15 protein-coding genes are annotated in these 17,449 nt (G+C 57.6%); 12 read left to right on the top strand and 3 right to left on the bottom strand.

What is annotated here, in order from left to right; all coding sequences use genetic code 11:
* Window positions 1-92: 92 nt before the first annotated feature.
* Window positions 93-2,135 carry an ABC transporter ATP-binding protein gene (locus UH5x_RS16955; protein WP_482633110.1) on the bottom strand — a complete coding sequence of 681 codons (2,043 nt, stop codon included), beginning with the start codon at window positions 2,133-2,135 and terminating at the stop codon, window positions 93-95.
* A gap of 326 nt (window positions 2,136-2,461) precedes the next feature.
* Between UH5x_RS16955 and UH5x_RS16960 the strand changes: the two genes are divergently transcribed.
* On the top strand, window positions 2,462-3,193 hold the full coding sequence (locus UH5x_RS16960) for a hypothetical protein (RefSeq protein WP_482633111.1): 732 nt from the start codon (window positions 2,462-2,464) through the stop codon (window positions 3,191-3,193).
* 119 nt (window positions 3,194-3,312) lie between these two features.
* Window positions 3,313-4,206, top strand: coding sequence for a hydrogen peroxide-dependent heme synthase (gene hemQ, locus UH5x_RS16965; protein ID WP_482633112.1), 894 nt, complete (start codon window positions 3,313-3,315; stop codon window positions 4,204-4,206).
* Window positions 4,207-4,393: 187 nt separating this feature from the next.
* Here hemQ and UH5x_RS16970 read toward each other — a convergent pair whose 3' ends face one another.
* Window positions 4,394-5,212 carry a sugar phosphate isomerase/epimerase family protein gene (locus UH5x_RS16970; protein WP_047816454.1) on the bottom strand — a complete coding sequence of 273 codons (819 nt, stop codon included), beginning with the start codon at window positions 5,210-5,212 and terminating at the stop codon, window positions 4,394-4,396.
* A gap of 260 nt (window positions 5,213-5,472) precedes the next feature.
* Here UH5x_RS16970 and UH5x_RS16975 point away from each other — a divergent pair, with 260 nt between their 5' ends.
* The 4 genes from UH5x_RS16975 to UH5x_RS16990 all read left to right on the top strand — a co-directional run bounded on the left by UH5x_RS16975 (window position 5,473) and on the right by UH5x_RS16990 (window position 10,211).
* A complete protein-coding gene (locus UH5x_RS16975; protein ID WP_482633113.1) occupies window positions 5,473-6,369 on the top strand; it encodes a fumarylacetoacetate hydrolase family protein in 897 nt (298 codons plus the stop codon).
* A gap of 720 nt (window positions 6,370-7,089) precedes the next feature.
* The gene (locus UH5x_RS16980) at window positions 7,090-7,959 is read left to right on the top strand and encodes a DUF1559 family PulG-like putative transporter (RefSeq protein ID WP_482633114.1); all 870 of its coding nucleotides are present in this window, start codon (window positions 7,090-7,092) and stop codon (window positions 7,957-7,959) included.
* Window positions 7,956-8,402, top strand: coding sequence for a transthyretin-like family protein (locus UH5x_RS16985; RefSeq protein ID WP_047816456.1), 447 nt, complete (start codon window positions 7,956-7,958; stop codon window positions 8,400-8,402). Before UH5x_RS16980 ends, UH5x_RS16985 begins: the two co-directional genes overlap by 4 nt.
* A gap of 117 nt (window positions 8,403-8,519) precedes the next feature.
* Window positions 8,520-10,211: a Kelch repeat-containing protein gene (locus UH5x_RS16990; protein ID WP_047816457.1), complete on the top strand. Its 1,692-nt coding sequence runs from the start codon at window positions 8,520-8,522 to the stop codon at window positions 10,209-10,211.
* 410 nt (window positions 10,212-10,621) lie between these two features.
* On the opposite strand, the gene cutA is transcribed toward UH5x_RS16990, so the two are convergent.
* Window positions 10,622-11,002 carry a divalent-cation tolerance protein CutA gene (gene cutA / locus UH5x_RS16995; RefSeq protein WP_482633115.1) on the bottom strand — a complete coding sequence of 127 codons (381 nt, stop codon included), beginning with the start codon at window positions 11,000-11,002 and terminating at the stop codon, window positions 10,622-10,624.
* A gap of 504 nt (window positions 11,003-11,506) precedes the next feature.
* Between cutA and dnaN the strand changes: the two genes are divergently transcribed.
* The 6 genes from dnaN to UH5x_RS17025 all read left to right on the top strand — a co-directional run bounded on the left by dnaN (window position 11,507) and on the right by UH5x_RS17025 (window position 17,370).
* Complete coding sequence (dnaN, locus tag UH5x_RS17000; protein WP_047816459.1) at window positions 11,507-12,625, top strand: DNA polymerase III subunit beta; 1,119 nt, start codon at window positions 11,507-11,509, stop codon at window positions 12,623-12,625.
* Between the two features lie 5 nt (window positions 12,626-12,630).
* Window positions 12,631-13,047 carry a DciA family protein gene (locus UH5x_RS17005; RefSeq protein WP_236696574.1) on the top strand — a complete coding sequence of 139 codons (417 nt, stop codon included), beginning with the start codon at window positions 12,631-12,633 and terminating at the stop codon, window positions 13,045-13,047.
* Window positions 13,048-13,265: 218 nt separating this feature from the next.
* A complete protein-coding gene (gene hisF / locus UH5x_RS17010) occupies window positions 13,266-14,054 on the top strand; it encodes an imidazole glycerol phosphate synthase subunit HisF (protein WP_482633116.1) in 789 nt (262 codons plus the stop codon).
* Window positions 14,055-14,218: 164 nt separating this feature from the next.
* The gene (gene purH, locus UH5x_RS17015) at window positions 14,219-15,739 is read left to right on the top strand and encodes a bifunctional phosphoribosylaminoimidazolecarboxamide formyltransferase/IMP cyclohydrolase (protein ID WP_236696615.1); all 1,521 of its coding nucleotides are present in this window, start codon (window positions 14,219-14,221) and stop codon (window positions 15,737-15,739) included.
* 18 nt (window positions 15,740-15,757) lie between these two features.
* The gene (gene trpC, locus UH5x_RS17020; protein ID WP_482633117.1) at window positions 15,758-16,537 is read left to right on the top strand and encodes an indole-3-glycerol phosphate synthase TrpC; all 780 of its coding nucleotides are present in this window, start codon (window positions 15,758-15,760) and stop codon (window positions 16,535-16,537) included.
* Between the two features lie 488 nt (window positions 16,538-17,025).
* Window positions 17,026-17,370, top strand: a complete 345-nt coding sequence (locus UH5x_RS17025) for a hypothetical protein (protein ID WP_482633118.1) — start codon at window positions 17,026-17,028, stop codon at window positions 17,368-17,370.
* Window positions 17,371-17,449: the final 79 nt, after the last annotated feature.

Below are 17,449 nucleotides of genomic sequence, written 5' to 3' on the forward strand. Positions count from 1 at the left end.
CTCGTCAAGAGTTTCGATTTGCACCCTGAATTGCGAAAGTCTTGACGACTTTCGCTACGGCCAAAACCATCATTTGTCGCTTTGACGCAGCATCACGCCGCGTCGGTCAGGTCGCTGTGGCAGAGGCTGCGATAGAACGAATTGCTAGCAAGCAATTGATGATGCGTTCCGACATCGGCGACTTGGCCCATGTCCAACACCGCAACACGGTCAGCCATCGCGAGCGTGCTGGCCCGGTGAGTGATCATGATTCCCGTGCGGTTTTCCAGGAACGTTTCCAGGGCACGGTGAATGAGCTGTTCGCTCTCGATATCAATTTGGCTGGTCGCTTCGTCCAGAATCAAAATGTCCGGATCCCGCAGGAAGGCTCGAGCCAGTGCGATTCGTTGCATTTGGCCGCCGGACAGTCGCACGCCGCCAGATCCGAGCAAGGTTTGATAGCCATCGGGTGTTTTCCGGCGAATGAAGTCATCGGCGAAGGCCAATTTAGCGGCGCGAACCACATCGTGAGCGTCCGCGCTGGGACTGCCATAGCGAATGTTGTTCTCGATCGTGTCGTCAAACAACACGGTTCGTTGATTGACCAGTGCGATGCGTCGACGCAAATCGCGTGTCGCCAAGCGGTTGATCGCAACATCGTCGAAACAGACTTCGCCTTCGTGCGGATCGTCAAAACGACAGAGCAAGTTGATCAATGTGCTCTTCCCGCAACCGTTGGGTCCAATCAGGGCGATCGTTTCGCCATGTGGGATCGTCAGGTTGATGCCACGCAAGACCATCGGTCCCGAGGGATATTGGAAGTGGACGCCTTTGAACTGGATCGTGTTGTGCGGTCGATCCAAGTGAACCGGGCTGGCGGGCTCGGTGACACGAATGGGTTCGTCGATGATCTCATAAACGCGATTCGACGCGGCGATGCCACGCTGCAGCGACGTCCAAACATCCGACAATTTGCGGGCTGGATCCGAAGCACCGATCAACATCGCAAAGAACAACAGCACCTGACCGACATCCAGCGGTTGCACGCTCATGCGAATGCCCAGCAAGTGGGTTTGTTGGTTGATGACCAGGTACCCGCCAGCCAAAATCGCCAGTCCGACCATCGTCAAACCGAGCAATTCGCTGCTGCTGCGAGCGAGTGTGTTGTACAACGCCACCTTCATCGAGCGGCGGAAATAGGCCTGCACCCGGGTACGAAAGCGAGCTCGTTCGTAGGCTTGTGTGTTGAATGATTTGACGACGTGAATGCCACCAAAGGCATCGTTGAGCATCCCGTAAAGGCTGCTCATCTCTTCCATCGCTCGGCGGCTGGCGCGGCGAATTGCGCGGCTGAGGTGTTGCATCACAAACGCCATCAACGGCGAAACAATCATCACCAACAACAACAAACGCCAACAAACCGTGGCGGCTCCAAACAAACAAACCGCCATCTTCAGCGGTTCACGGATCAGCCGTCCCAGCAACGTGCTGACCCCCACGGCAATGTGAGCGACGTCGTTGGTCAAACGACTGGTCAGGTTGGCGGAGCCGTTTTGTCCAAAGTGATCGAGGTCCAGGTGCAAGGATTTGCGGAAGTACTTTTCTCGCAGTTCCATCACCGTGCCTTCAGCGACGTACTGAACGAGCATCAGGTTGATTGTCAACGCAACCAATTTGATTGCCGTTCCGCCAACCAACATCGCGACGATGAAAACCAGGGTCGGGAACGCTCCTCGAGGAGCGGCTTGGTCAACCCAAGGCTGAACCCACAACAACCAATCCGCAGTTTTTGCAGACGCGGTTTGTGACAACTCGGCCGAAGAAATTTCGAAGGTGGTGGTGTTGATTTGTTGTTGCAACGAAGCCTTCGCGGCGGCATCGGTCGCTTTTTTTTCCTGTTGTTTCAGCTCGCCCAGCTCGGTCTCCAACTGCGCTATTTGCTCGCGTTGCTGCTCCGCTTGGACTCGCGAACTGGCCAGCCGTTCCTCAACGTACGAGGGTAAATCGTCGCCTTTGAAAACGACTTCCACCATCGGGTACAGCGTGCCGATATTCGCGCCCCACAAAGCTGCAATCACCAACGACGACAACAAAATCCCCAACAAGGACATGCGACGTCGCAGCGACAACTGCAGAACTCGGCGAAAACTCTTCATGGAAGTAAATCAAGCGAGCGGGAAATGGGTTCGGCTGTGCACATGACTACCAAGGCCACATGGCAACGGAGGGCACTGGCGACCATCCGCACTGCCAATGAAGAGCATCAGCAACGATGAGCACATGGCCACCAAAAATCGCTTGTACCAAGTCGCTTGTTTTTCTCGCCAGGGTGATTCGCATCTTGTGACCGAGAGTTCGACTTTGGTAGCGGAATCCCTTGAATCCACGTGTTTTCGCAAAGGGGGATGCTGACCTCTCGCATTCTGAACGCACGCGGAACGACCTGTTCTCGCCCCTCGGTTCCTCCCTCGATCGCCATCCCATGTTGAACACCCCGATTCGCCGAGTTTTCAGCAGGAATCTTCCTGCCACGAATCCATTGACGCCTGGCCGAAACGTGGTGCTCTTACCGTTCGGACGGGCAGTGCTGATGTTCCTTGGATTGGTGGTGATGACGGCGTCTTCGGCGTGGGCCCAGCTGCCTCCGCCGGTTCAATTGCCACTTCAAAGCGGTGAAACCATTGTTTCATCCAGCACTTACGTGAATGGAGTTCCCTCCAACGAACCCGGGATCCCCTCCGCTGGCATGGAGGATTACTGGGCGGGATCGCTCGAAATCGGAGCACCGGCACAGGTTCCTCATGTGATCATTCAGGCCCCCGGTCAGCGAAATGTTCGGCATCCCAGTTCGGCTGGGAACCACCACCCGAACGCGGCTCTCGGTCAACCTGCCGGGGGAGTCTCCCACCAGCAAAACTCGGGACCGCTGAACCCCCATTGGCAGCATGCCCATCAAAAAGCGACCGCGGCCGTCGCTCCATTGACCCATCCCCCCGGCGTTGAAAATGACCCGGGAGCCAAAGGCCCCGGCCGCTTGGGGCTGGGCGAACACTGGGTCAAAAACCCGCAGGCTCGCCCGGCAATTCCCGCTGCGACGGTTCAACCACGCTGGAAAACACCTTATTCGTACGGTTATTTCGGTGCAGAAGGCAAACGGCACTGGTCCCGACAACACGGCTACAACGATCGATCTTTGCAGTGGTCGCTGCGATAACGCGCTGCAAAATCAACGACCGAGATCTACAATGGGTGGCTCGACGAGGACCGGTTCTGATCCAGGACCCTTCGCATCGTGCCGACGTCCCCCAAAAAACACCCACTCGATCGACCACCATGACATCTGATTCTTCGCCGTCGCGCCCGCCCGCTTCCTCCGCTGGCGGTCCTCCTCCAGGAGTTGGCCGACCCGGACATGCTCCCCTGCCCGAGCCCAGCGTGATTCCAGAAGAAGGTTGGCACTGCGGTCACTACTTCTATCGTTTCCGTCGCGAAATGTTTGACGGTGCGATCGCACCCAATCATCGCGAGCAGTTCCTGGCGGCGCTGAACCCCACCGGCGATGCGGTCCCAGAACGTTTGGCGACGTACTGGATCAGCGGTCACGATTGTGACTTCGGCGTCATGGTGATGGATCCCGATCCAGCCAAGGTCGATGGCATTCATCAATCGATCATGGCACCGGGAATTGGTCGGTTGATTGAACCCGCGTGGTCGTTCGTCTCGGTCAGCGAAGTGAGCGAATACGTTCCTTCGATCGAAGAGTATCGGCGGCGATTGATCAAAGAAGGCAACGCACCGGACTCACCTGAGCTGGCCGCGAAAGTGGCTGCTTACGAGCGACGTTTGCCGATGATGAATCGCAATCGCTTGCAACCTGAGATTCCGGATTGGCCATCGGCGTGTTTCTATCCGATGAACAAGAGCCGAGTCCCGGGTGCCAACTGGTTCATGGAACCGTTCAGTGCTCGCAACCAAATGATGGCCGAACACGCCCAAAGCGGAATGGCTTTCGCGGGCAAGGTCAGCCAACTGATTTCAGTCGGCGTGGGACTGGATGACTGGGAATGGATGGTGACCTTGTGGGGTCGCAACCCTCAGTACCTCAAAGACATCGTCTACAAGATGCGATTCGACCAAGCGAGCGCCAAGTACGCCGAGTTCGGCCCCTTCTACGTCGGCTACAAAGCGGATGCGGAAGCGATTCTGAATCACTGCCGTTTGCTGTAAAACCGGACGAGCATCAATGACCGATCGTGCACTTAGCAACGCACGCACAATGACTGTCGTATTGGTCGAGCGTTGCTAAGCATCGCGTGAGGAAATAAGTGCCGAGTTTTGTAGTGGACGAGGCGAAGAGTCCCGCCGCTTGGGACTCGTCGCCTCGTCCACCACGTCGGTTGTTTGTCACGCGATGCTAAGTCGATTTCACAGGACCAATGTTTTGGTCCAGATACGAGCGTGTGTGATCGAGCACGGATTCATAGCTGAGCGGTTCGACGTCTTCGCCAATCAACTCCACTTCGATCGGTCCGGAGTATCCCAGTTCCAAGACTCGATGAACCAGTGACTGAATCGGCACGCAGCCTTCGCCTAGCAAGCAACGATTCATCTCGCCGAGTGGACTGTGGCGACCGTCGCCCAATTGCATCAAATGCATGAACGGAACGACGTGAGGCAACATGTCCAGCACCCGGTCGTCCATCCCGACGTGATAGGTGTCCAACACAATTCCCAGATTGGAACTGTCGACGATATCGAGAATCTCGAGGGTCGATTCCAAGTCGTTGACGAACGACCATTCCACACCGCAACCGGCGTGGATGGGTTCCAGCGAAAGCTTCACGCCGAATTCCTCGGCGATGATGGCCAGGTGAGACAACGCGTCACAGAGCGTTCGCCGGGCGTGTTTGCGAATGTGGTTGTTTCGACCACCCGCCAACACAATCAACGTTTCGGCTCGCAGTTCCGCTGCGTCGCGGACCGCGCCCATCGCGTCGCGAACTGCATCATCGAATCCGCGGCCGTCGCTGCCGGTGAACCCACCGACCCAACTCAGCGAGGTGACTTGCAAGTTCGTTTCCGCCAATAGCTCCACCGCTCGATCGATTCCCAGGTCATCGAGCTTGGGTCGAAACAAGCCAATGCCTTCGAAACCTCGGTCGGAATACGCTTGAGCGTCTTGCTCGAATTCCCATCGAAGAGTCGACAATTGGTTGATCGCCAAGGTGTTCATAGACGGTGGGAAAAGAGGAGGATCGAACTCGCCCGGCTTGGGTTCCAAAGCGGGCGTGGGCATCGGAGTATGCCGACGCGTGGTCGCAGTGTAAAGATTCGTTTTGGTCTCTGCAGGCTTCCCCTCTCATTTGAGTGGACCGCTATGGTATTGCTTGCAAATGAACGGATTTGCTAGCAAATCGACTTTCCAATGAATCGTTGATTTTGACTTCACGCGTCTGATTTCCCCACCTCCTTGCCACTTCGATTGGTTTCCTCATGGTTGCTTTTTGTCGTTACGTTGATTCTTCCGGTGCCACTCGTTTGGCGATTCGAAAAGAACCCGAAACCCAATTGGCTCCTCGTCCCAAAGTTTGTCCCGTTGGCGATTTACTGGGTGCGGAAGTCGAACAAAAATGGCTCCAAGGCAACACACTCTTTTCGCTCGGCCAAGCGGACTTCGATCAGCTGCCCACCCCCGATGAATCTCAGTGGACCGACGCCCCGGAACAACTGTTGCCCCCGGTGCCCTGCCCGGAAAAGATTCTGTGCATTGGCTTGAACTACCTCGATCACGCAATTGAAACAGGAGCCGAAAAACCCTCCCTGCCGGTCGTGTTCAGCAAATTCAATTCTGCGTTGGTCGGGCACGGCCAAGACATTGTGCTGCCTAAGATCAGCGACAAAGTCGACTACGAAGCCGAATTGGTGGTGGTCATTGGCAAAACCGCCCGCCACGTGGATGCCAGCGAGGCGATGAAGGCAGTCTTCGGATATGCGGTTGGCCACGATGTGTCGTCGCGAGATTGGCAAAAGGGGCGTCCCGGCGGCCAATGGTTGGTGGGCAAATCTTTCGACACGTTCGCACCTCTGGGTCCTGCCGTGGTCACCGCCGATGAAATTCCAGATCCAGGGAATCTCCCGATTCGCTTGCATATCAACGGCGAAACCCTGCAAGAGAGCAAAACGGATCAGCTGATCTTCGACATTCCAGCGCTGATCGCTCACTTGTCGAAGTTCATGACCCTGAAACCCGGCGACCTGATTTTCACGGGCACCCCATCGGGAGTCGGTGACGCTCGAACACCACCTCGCTACTTGGCACCGGGTGATCGCTGCGTGGTGGAAATCGATGGCATCGGCCGCTTGGAAAACACCTGCCAAGCCGAAGCTTGACGTCGAAGGAACGCGGGAATTTCCATCACCCTCCCTCCGGGGAGGTCGATGATAAATGCTGGTTAAGACGAGACTTATGAGTTGAACCACTTTTCTCGTTCCCAGGCTCTGCCTGGGAACGCAATGCACTGCAGGCTCCGCCTGCTGAGACAGAATCGGGAGGCGGAGCCTCCAAGACAGTCTGTTCCCAGGCAGAGCCGGGGAACAAGGAATCTTGATCCAACAGAACGGCGGACCTTTCCAAGCATGTCGCTGCCGGATGTGCGTCGCGAAGCCTCCTTCATTCGGCCTACGGCGGCTCAGCACACTCGGCTGAGTCACTCATGAAATCGACATTTCCCGAGAGGGGTCGTGCATGAATGCAGCACCGTGCCGGTCCACACCGGCCAAAACCACCCAAAAGGACTGCAAAAACAGCCAAAAACCCTTCTACTGGCGGGTTCGAACCATTTTTCTCTCCCAATGCGGTTGCAACCACCGTCAGAACAAGCATAATTGTTGCAACTGATTCGCAATATCAGCATCGACGACGCAGCAAGCGACGAGCTTCTCGCTCTCTAGCCAGCCACGCTCGATCCGTCCCCCGTCCGGGGACGTTTCCCGTTCCGTGACTTCTCGGCTGGAGATAACCATGCCCATTTCTGTGCGCTTCTGCGCCCTGCTTTCGTTTCGACTTCCGTCGCTGCTTCCAATACACCGCTGGCGACCTCGAACCGAACCGTGCTCCTTCGTCGCAACCGACGAGCCTTCACACTGGTCGAACTGTTGGTGGTGATCGCCATCATCGGTGTGTTGGTGGGGTTGTTGTTGCCCGCCGTGCAATCCGCTCGAGCCGCTGCTCGTCGGATGAGTTGCAGCAACAATCTCAAACAGATTGGGTTGGCCCTTCACAACTACCACGGCACCTTCCAGAAGTTTCCTGAAGGTTCACGGCTGAGCAATTTCTTGGGCCCTTTGACGGCTGCCCTGCCGTTTTTGGAAGAGGCCAACACGTACCAACAATTTGATTTCAGCCGTTCGTACTCCGATCCCATCAACCAAGAAGTCGCAGCACAAACCATCGCGACTTACCTGTGCCCATCGATGGTTTTGCCTCGAAGTGTTCCCGACACTGATCTGAACGAGACCGGTGGTCCTTCCAGCTACCTCGCGTGCGAAGGCACCGCCGCTTACATGCCCAAAGCCGATGGGATGTTTGGTTTGAATTGGACCGCCTACGGATACAACAACCCAGCGGCTGGCTTCCGAGACTTGATCGACGGCAGCAGCAACACCATCGCCTATGGCGAAACGACCTATGACATGGCGGACTACTTGTGGACCAGTCCGGCCAGCGTCGCTGGAACGGTGAAGTGGGGAACCGCTCGTTGGGTGCTTGGCTACCCCAAGGTTTCGCTCGGGACCAGCCAAAAGGAACTCAACGTTCACAACGCGGCGAACAACGGCGGGTTCCAAAGCATGCACGAAGGCGGCGTCTACTTCCTGTTTGGCGACGGCAGTGTGCGGTTCACGACGGAGTTCCTCGACCGCGACCTGCTGAATGCCTTGGCCACTCGCAATGGTCACGAAGTGGTCGAGGATGCCCCATGACTCGCTCGTCCCAACTCTCTTGCATGCGTCTGATCGCTGTTGCTCTGATCTCGGTGTTGCCGCTGGGTTGTTCCGATTCGACGGAGCCGGAACGTGTCGAAGTCTCGGGGCATGTCACTCTCGGTGGCAAACCCTTGCCCCGCGCGATGATCCGGTTTGTCGCCATCAAAAGTGAACCGGGGCTTCACGACAGCGTTACCATGATTTCAGAAGGACATTTTGCCTTCGATTCGACCAATGGTCCCTCACCGGGGGAGCATCACGTGATGATCACGCCCATGGAACCTGAAATGAACGAAGCAGTGGCGGCCATCCAGAACGGTGAGCGAGATCCATTGAACGCTCGATCGATTCCGGCCCGCTATCAGAGCACCGGTCAACTTCGGGCAACCATCGACGCCGCCAACGTCCAACCGTTGACGTTTGAACTGACCAAGCGTTGAGAACGTGAACAATGACGCGTGCCAATTTCGGCCACGTCATTCGCGTCAACTGTCGCGTCGCCCCAGCGAGCGACTCTTTCCCAGACAAACCCAATCCCTCTGTAACAGTCAATCATCATGAAAATCTCAAAGAAACGACAACTGCTCACCCTGGCCCTGATCCTGAGCGGGACCACTTCCGCCTCGGCTCACTTCCCTTGGCTTGCTTCCGATGCCAAGGGACATGCGGTCATGTGGTTCGGCGAATCGACCGACGACCGCACTTACCCGATGCCCGAAGCGGTCCAGCAGATCGAATTGCACAGCACCAACGCATCGATTGCTGACAAAACGATCGAGATGAAACCGGTTGAAACGGATGACTTGGTCGGCATCCAAAGCCCGCAACCGATTCCCACTGGGGACGAGATCGCCGGATCGGTCACCTACGGTCTGTACCACGGCATGAAGCTGACCTATCACGTCGAGCACCTGCCACAGAATGACGCGAAGGCTTGGCCCAGCGAACCACGTCCGGGAGCCGCTTTGCAAACGGTGATCACATCCGCAAAGAATGGCGACATCCAAGTTCAATTGCTGCGTGATGGCCAACCCTTGCCCGAAACAGAAGTCAAACTGTTCTGCGAAGACGGCCACGAAGCCGGAACCGAAACCACCAACAGCAACGGCCGCGTGTCGTTCTCTTCCGAGATCATTGAACCGGGGCTCAACTCGGTCATGGCCGGCATCACCGACAAGAACGCCCCAGGGGAACTCGGCGGCGAGGAATACTCCAGCACAGCCGACTACTTGACCGCGTCGTTTCGAATCTCGTCGGACGCGGCTGCGGCCAAAAAGCAAACCGAATCACCCCAGGTGATCGCCGGCAGCAACGTATCGATCCACCCTTCGGGGCTTGCCGATCTGCCCGAGGAACTGACCAGTTTCGGGGCCGCGTTCCTGAACGGAACCCTCTACGCCTACGGCGGGCACACCGGCAGCGCTCACTCGTATTCGACCGCCGAACAATCCAATCGCCTCTGGGCTTTGGACACCACCGACGAGAACGCGAAGTGGGAAACGGTTGCCACCGGCCCTCGTTTGCAAGGGTTGGCCTTGGTCGCTCATGGCGACCGATTGATTCGCATCGGTGGCTTCACGGCGGTCAACGACACCGGCGAAGAACACGACCTGCGATCTCAATCCGCCGTGGCCAGTTTTGACCCCCAGACAAAATCCTGGAGCGACCTTCCCGCCCTGCCCGAAGGCCGATCTTCGCTGGACGCGGCGGTTCTCGGGGACACCGTTTACGTCTTCGGCGGATGGAGTCTGAACGGCGAAAGCGAAGACAGCACCTGGCACTCAACCGCTTGGTCGCTGGATCTGGCCCACCCCGATGCGGGATGGCAATCCGTCGCGACGCCCCCCTTCCAACGACGAGCCATCAGCGTCGCCGCTCAGGATGGCAAACTGTTCGTGGTCGGTGGCATGCGGTCCGAAGGTGGCCCGACCACCCGAGTCGATGTCTACGACCCGTCAGCCAAAACCTGGTCGCTCGGCCCCGCCCTTCCAGGATCCGGCATGGCCGGTTTTGGGTCCTCTGCTTTCGCCGCCGGCGATCGGTTGTACGTCACCACCCTGGATGGTTTTGTCCACCGCTTGGCTGCCGAGGGGGAGACCTGGGAAACGGTCGCCAAGGTCGAACCGGCCCGGTTCTTTCACCGCATGCTTCCGGTCGCCGATGACCGCTTGGTGATGCTGGGCGGAGCCAACATGGAAGTCGGCAAATTCACCTCCGTCGACGCCATCCAGATCGACGATTCGAAGTGACCTGAGCGACCACCGTCCGGTTCTCTCGCCGCCGACCTCCCGGCCCTCCACCAAGAGAGGTCGTGCAGTTTTCGAGTGCTGTGTCAGCAGCGTCTTGAGAACCCCGCCCGTGCAGCGGGAGGGGTCGGAAAGCGAGCGTTCAGCGAGATTTCCGGGGGAGGGCAATCCGCGCCGCATCCCATGCTCGGCCCCCTCCCTCGCGTACGCCCGAACGGCGTCGCTCGACCACTCCCCAAACTTCGTTTCGGGAGAGGTAAGCCGTGTGTAAATCTGCCGAAAAGCGGCATCAAAAAACTGCACTACCTCAGTGCTCGGGAGGGCTTTTTTTGCGCCGCCATCGCCCGTCGGTTCCGGCGGAACATGCCCCCCTGCTCTGGCGCCTTCAGCCTGTGGATGGAGCCAGAGGCCGACTACTCCGACGTCGATTCGGCGACCCATCGAGCGTATCCCAGCGACGCGTTCTCGACTGGCAGCGCGATGATCTGAGGCTCATCGTAGGGATGGTTCTGGACCAGCCATTTGATCACCTGATCGGTTCGTTGATGAGCGGTTTTGATGACCACGCGGAACTCTTTTTCTGAACACGACCGACCCTCCCAAACGTAGTGGCTGATGATCGGGGAATCGATCTGCACGCAGGCTGCCAAACGCTCCTGCAGCAACCCCTTGGCGATCGCCTCCGCCTGCTCCATGGACTGGACCGTCGACCACAAAACGGTCAGACGAGGGTCTTCCGGCGTCTTCGAAACGAACTTTTTTAGATCGTTTTCAGATTCTTTTTTGGTGCTCATGGACCCTCGTTTTCACCCCCGAAACGCCTGTGGATAACCTGTCATTTCACTGTCTGAAGTCTGTCTAAAAATGTCTGACTTCTGACCACCTTCGGCAAGCCGCTGTCTAGGTGTGTTCGAAGTCGGTCCAACTTCAGACAGTTTTGAGACATTCAAACGACAGGTTATCCACAGCTGTAAAAAGGTCGTTTTGAACGTGTTTTGCCGTCTCAATCGAGTTTCAAACGGCGTTTTCAGACATTCCCTGTCCACGCATTACGACGACGACGGTAAATCAATTAGTACTATTTGATAGCAAACATCCAAGGAAGAACCGCCCCAGCTCAGACCCGGTTTCCGTCCGTGTCCGTCTCGGGCTCGCCAGCGAAGCTTTCAGGGGATGCCAATCCGAAGCGATCGCGTTACAACTTGGACCGCCCTGAGCAACGTGTTTGCCGCGAAGCATGCGGGGCTCGGCCGGCAGTTGTCGGCGTTCCTGCCCTGTCTCTTTTTTCAATCGCTCCGATGAAGATCACCTGCCAACGAGACATCCTCGCCAACGCTTTCGTCCTCGCTGCATCGATTGCTCCGAGCCGTTCGCCGAAGGAGATTTTGCAGAACGTCAAAGTCACCGCCGCCGGCGACAAGATCACGCTGATGGCGACCGATCAGGAGGTCGGAATTCGGTTGGATGTGACCGAGGGAATCGAGGTGGAAACCGAGGGCACCGCTCTGCTGCCAGTGGCCCGCACCGGACCGATTCTGAGAGAGAGCAACGACGAAACGATCACCATCGAAACCGATGAAGCCGGAATCAAAATTTCGGGCAGCCGAAGCAAGTTTCGCTTGCCCGGAAACAACCCCGATGAATTCCCCAGCGTCCACGAATTCGACGAGTCGAAGTACCACCAAATCAGCACCCGCACGTTTCGCGAAATGCTCCGCCGGACCGTGTTCGCGACCGACTCGGAAAGCAGCCGCTACGCCCTCGGCGGCGTGCTGCTGGAGATGGAAGAAAATTCCGTTATCGCGGTGGGGACCGATGGCCGGCGATTGGCCCGGATGGAAGGCACCGGAGAATCGGTCGGCGGGCACGCGACCAGCGGCATGACCACCATCGTGCCGACGCGAGCGATCGGTTTGATCGAACGAGCCCTCAGCGACAAGGACGATTTCGTTGAGGTCGCCTCGCGCGGAAACGACCTGCTGATTCGGACCCCTCGAGCGGTCATCAGCAGCCGCTTGGTCGAAGGTCGCTATCCGAACTGGCGCCAGGTTTTGCCCCAGCGAGAAAACGCGATTCAGATCGATGTGGTCGTCGGGCCGTTGTTCGCTGCCCTCCGCCAAGCCGCGATTGTGACGGACCTGGACAGCCGCGGGGTCGACTTCACCTTCGCCGACGGCACGCTGAAGTTGGAAGCCAAGACCGCTGACCTGGGTGAATCACAAATCGAGCTGCCGATCGCTTACGACGGCGAGCCGATCACGCTGACGATGGACCATCGCTACCTGGCCGATTTCTGCAAGGTGATGGACAACGAGTCGACCGTGGTGATGGAAATTGAATCGGCGAAGTCCCCCGCCCTGATGCAGACCGACGACGGATACGCTTACGTCATCATGCCGATGGCTCGTGATCGGTGATCGCCATGGGACAGCCGCCCCAGTCATCCGGCGGTGAATCCGGTCGGGGTGAACGACGTCGCGAGGAACCAGGTCGCGGTGCGAGTTCGTCGAAACGACGACCTCCTAAACTGGTCGAAGAGAAACCCAGCGGGCCGCGAAAAATCGGCAGCTTGGTTTCACAATTGATGAGCCGACGAGGCTACGCTTCCGTGGGGGCCGAGTCGGCTTTAACGGGAACGATCAAGTCGGCCGTTGATGCCTCGATCGCTTCTTCGTTTCGAGTTGGCAAATTGCAACGCGGCGTGCTGATGATCTACGCGGTCGACAGCGTCGTGATGCAGGAGCTGACCTTTCAAAAACGCCGCATTCTGAAAAAGTTGGCCAAGGAACACCCGCAAGCCAAGATTCAGGACCTGCGTTTCAAGGTCCAGGCGGAGTAGTTCGATCGGTCGGACTGGCATCCTTGCGTTTTTGAAATCCGATTGGGTACGTTAGTAAGCACCTCGTCAGCACCAAAGTTGAGGAGCATCACCGTAGCGGAAGTCGTCAAGACTTTCGGGATATCGTCATGCAAGTCAAAACTCTTGACGAGTTTCGCTACCCTCAAATGAGGCTTTGACAAGCCACTCGCTCGTCCGCCATTTCCACTGGATTCCCCATGCTTTCCGCTCGCGTCATTCCCTGCCTCGATGTCCATGGCGGACGCGTCGTCAAAGGCACCAACTTCGTGAACCTGCGCGACGCGGGCGATCCCGTCGAAGTGGCTCGGCGGTACGAAGCCGAAGGCGCCGATGAACTGGTGTTCTTGGACATCACGGCCAGCCACGAAGAACGAGCGATCCTGTTGGATGTCGTTCGTCGCACGGCGGAACAGGTCTTCATGCCACTGACGGTTGGCGGCGGTGTGCGAACGGTCGAAGACGTGCGAGCGTTGTTGTCGGCCGGTTGCGACAAGGTTTCGATCAATTCGGCGGCTGTGACCAACCCCGATTTTATCCGGCAAGCCGCCGATCGTTTTGGGCGACAATGCATCGTGGTCAACATCGATCCCAAACGAGTCCAGAGAGACGGCGAGGAGTTTTGGGAGGTGCACATCAATGGCGGCCGCAAACCGACCGGACTGCAAGCGGTCGAGTGGGCCAAACGAGTCGAGGAGCTGGGAGCCGGCGAGATCGTGCTGACCAGCATGGATGCAGACGGGACCTGCGATGGCTATGACATTCCGATCACCCGGGCGGTCAGTGAAGCGGTTCGGATTCCTGTCGTCGCCAGTGGCGGTGCTGGACACCCAGATCACCTCGTCGAAGCCATTCGGGATGGCAAAGCCGACGCGGTTCTGGCGGCCAGCATTTTCCACTTCGGGACCCACCCAATCGGGCAAACCAAGCAGCACATGGCTGAGGCTGGGATCCCCGTTCGGATGCCCGCGGAACCTTTTGCCACATGACGGATCGTCAACGGTGCCTTGACCGTCTTGGCGGTGGGAAGGAACATGGCGGTTTCCGTTGGCGGAAGCAGCTTTCGAGCTTCCAACCGTTTTCTTGAACCGAGTCGTTTACCGTGTCTGATGTGGTCCCCGTCCGAAACGCATTGATCAGTGTCAGCGACAAGATGGGGCTGGCAGATTTTGCCGCCGGATTGTCCGCCGCTGGAGTCACGATTTACAGCACTGGTGGGACTCGGGCCCATTTGGAGCAATCCGGTATCGAGGTCGAAGACGTGGCCGAGTACACCGGATTTCCGGAAATGCTCAACGGCCGTGTCAAAACGCTGCACCCACGGATTTTCGCGGGCATCCTGGCTCGCCGCGATCTCGACGAGCACATGGACACCATCGCCGACCATGACATCGAGCCCTTCGATTTGGTCGTCGTGAACCTGTATCCCTTCGCCGCCACGGTCAGCCGAACTGGAGCGACCCGCGAAGAGTGCATCGAACAGATCGACATTGGCGGCCCCAGCCTGGTCCGTGCTGCCGCAAAGAACCACGGCGATGTCGCGATCGCGACCAGCCCCGAGCAGTACAGCGAGATCCTTGACCAGTTGGAAAACTCGGGCGGAACGACCGATGAGCTTCGCACCCAACTCGCCGCCGAAGCCTTTGATCACACTGCTGGCTACGATCGAGCCATTGCCGATTACATGCAAGGTGATGCCGTCGGAGGCGAATTTCCTGCCACCATGCACGTGTCGCTGCGACGCAAAACTCAATTGCGATACGGCGAGAACCCACACCAACGCGCCGCGTTGTATTCCGATTCATCGGAGCGATCCGCGAACTTGGTCTCGGCTCGCCAGATCAGTGGCAAGGAGTTGTCGTACAACAACCTGCTCGATCTGGATGCCGCACTCGACATCGCTCGCGGTTTTGCTGACCCCGCCGTCTCGGTCATCAAACACAACAACCCCTGTGGTGCTGCGACCGGCGACACTTTGTCCGACGCGGTCGACAAAGCCATGGCCGGTGACCCGTTGTCCGCCTTTGGTTCCGTCATTGGGATGAACCGAACGCTCGACGAAGCCACCGCAGAATTCCTCTGCCAGCCCGGTTTGTTCATCGAAGCCATCGTGGCCCCCGACTACGAGGCCGGCGCCGTTGGATTGCTGACGACCAAACCACGTTGGAAAGACAACGTTCGGTTGATGCAAGTCGGCCGTTTGGACGAACCCGCTCGTAAAGTCGCACGCCGATTCATCAGCGGCGGCATGCTGGTGCAAGACGCCGACCGGATGGTCAGCTCGCCTTTGCAGTGGAACACCGTCACCGAAACGCCTGTCGACGATGACTTGTGGGACGACATCTCGTTTGGTTGGGAAATGGTTCGTCACGTGAAGAGCAACGCAATTGTGTTGGCCAAAGACACATCGCTGATCGGTGTGGGAGCCGGCCAAATGAGCCGCGTCGACAGTGTCGAAATCTCGATCAAAAAAGCCGGTGAGCGGTCCGAGGGATCGATTTTGGCGTCCGACGCGTTCTTCCCCTTCCCCGATTCGATCGAAGCGGCCGCCAAAGCCGGCGTGCTGGCAATCATTCAACCCGGCGGTTCACGTCGTGATGACGAAGTGATTGCGGCTTGCGACGAACACGAAATCGCGATGGTCTTCACCGGTCGTCGTCACTTCAAACACTGATCGACCGAGAGCATTGCGATGACGATTCTCGACGACATCCTGGTAAAAACCCGCCAAGTCATCGCGCGTGATCAAGCTTCCGTGCCGTCTGCGGAACTCGTCGCGGCGGCGAAGGATCTTCCCGCATGCCGAGACTTTCATGGCTCGCTCGCGGCGACCGAGCAAGTTCGCTTGATCGCCGAAGTCAAACGAGCCAGTCCATCAGCCGGACTGATCCGAGAAGACTTTGACCCACCGACGATCGCCAAGTCATACGAAGACGGAGGAGCCGCTTGCATCAGCGTGCTCACCGACGAACCGTTCTTTCAGGGGTCGCTGGACTTTCTTCGGGCCGTTCGCTCGGCGGTTGATTTGCCAATCCTTCGCAAGGACTTCATCGTCGATCCCTACCAATTGTTGCAGGCCCGCGTCGCCGGTGCCGATGCGGTGTTGTTGATCGCCGAATGTCTCTCGCCTCAGCAATTGATCGAGATGGATGAGCAAGCCTCTGAGCTGGGCCTGCAAACGCTGATCGAACTCTACGAACCAGAGAACCTGGCGCCGGTTCTGGCAACCAAGACCCGGTTGGTCGGAATCAACAACCGAGACCTGCGAACTTTCGAAACCGATCTGCAGCACTGCGTCCGCATGGCCGCCGGCATTCCGTCGGATCGATTGGTGGTCGGCGAGAGCGGCATCCGAACCGCGGATGATGTTGCGATGCTGAAAGCAGGTGGCATCAAAGCCATCTTGGTCGGCGAATCGCTGATGCGCCAGCCCGACATCACGATCGCCACCAAAGCGTTGCTTGCCCGCTGAGGAGGTCGTGCCGTTTCATCACCCTCTCTTTGGAAACCGATTTGATCGAAGAGGGATTTCTCACGTAGGCCGGATCAAGCCGCTTCGGCGCAGCTCCGGCAGATCTGCTCCACTCTCAAATAGATCCAGCCCGATGAAATCAACGGATAAGCCTCGACTTGAAGCTAAGCAGGTGTCATCGGGTATGTGAGCCGCTGGCGTTAGCCACGGTTTTCACGCACAACCGGGGCTAACGCCCAAACGGCTCACATGGTTGTGCTTGATCACTCCTGCCGACCTGCTTAAGCCGCCACGGTTCATCCGGGTTCTCCTGTTGATTGTCTCGTGCATCTCATTGGCGCTAGCGTTGCCGTCCTGTGGAGGTCAGTCGACAAATCCAAAATGCACTCGGCTCGTGTTGGAACTGCCTTTGGTTCCGCAGGGAGCAGAGACCTTCTATCCCATACCGACCGGTCGAAATCATTTTTCGACCATCGATTCGACAGGCGATGCTCTGGTTCAGAGATCTGTGGGGGCCTGTGACGGATGACGGCACGCAACTTTATGGGTTCCTGAAGCCAGATGGAACTTGGTTGTTCGAGCCTAATCTCCGCGGCCCGAGTATCTCGGCACTCTTTGTCGAAGATCATTTGATTTTGCAACAAGCGGAATTGATTGGCAAAAGCGACATCATGGGATTTCGGAATAGGATCCTCAGTCGCTCGGGCGAGATCGGGAAATCTGTTCCGGGGATCTACTGGAATCCGTTTGTTCATGGTTTGGCCAGCGATCGAAAGTGCGAGCATGGCTATGGCTATGTTGATGTTGACGGCAAATTTGTGTGGCGACCGTAAGGCGGATCACGCTCATGCAATTCCTTTGGGTGCGATGAAATTCGGCGACTTTTCTTTGGGGGTTCAGCGTTTAGCATCG

The sequence above is a fragment of the Rhodopirellula sp. UH5 genome (assembly GCF_056839225.1).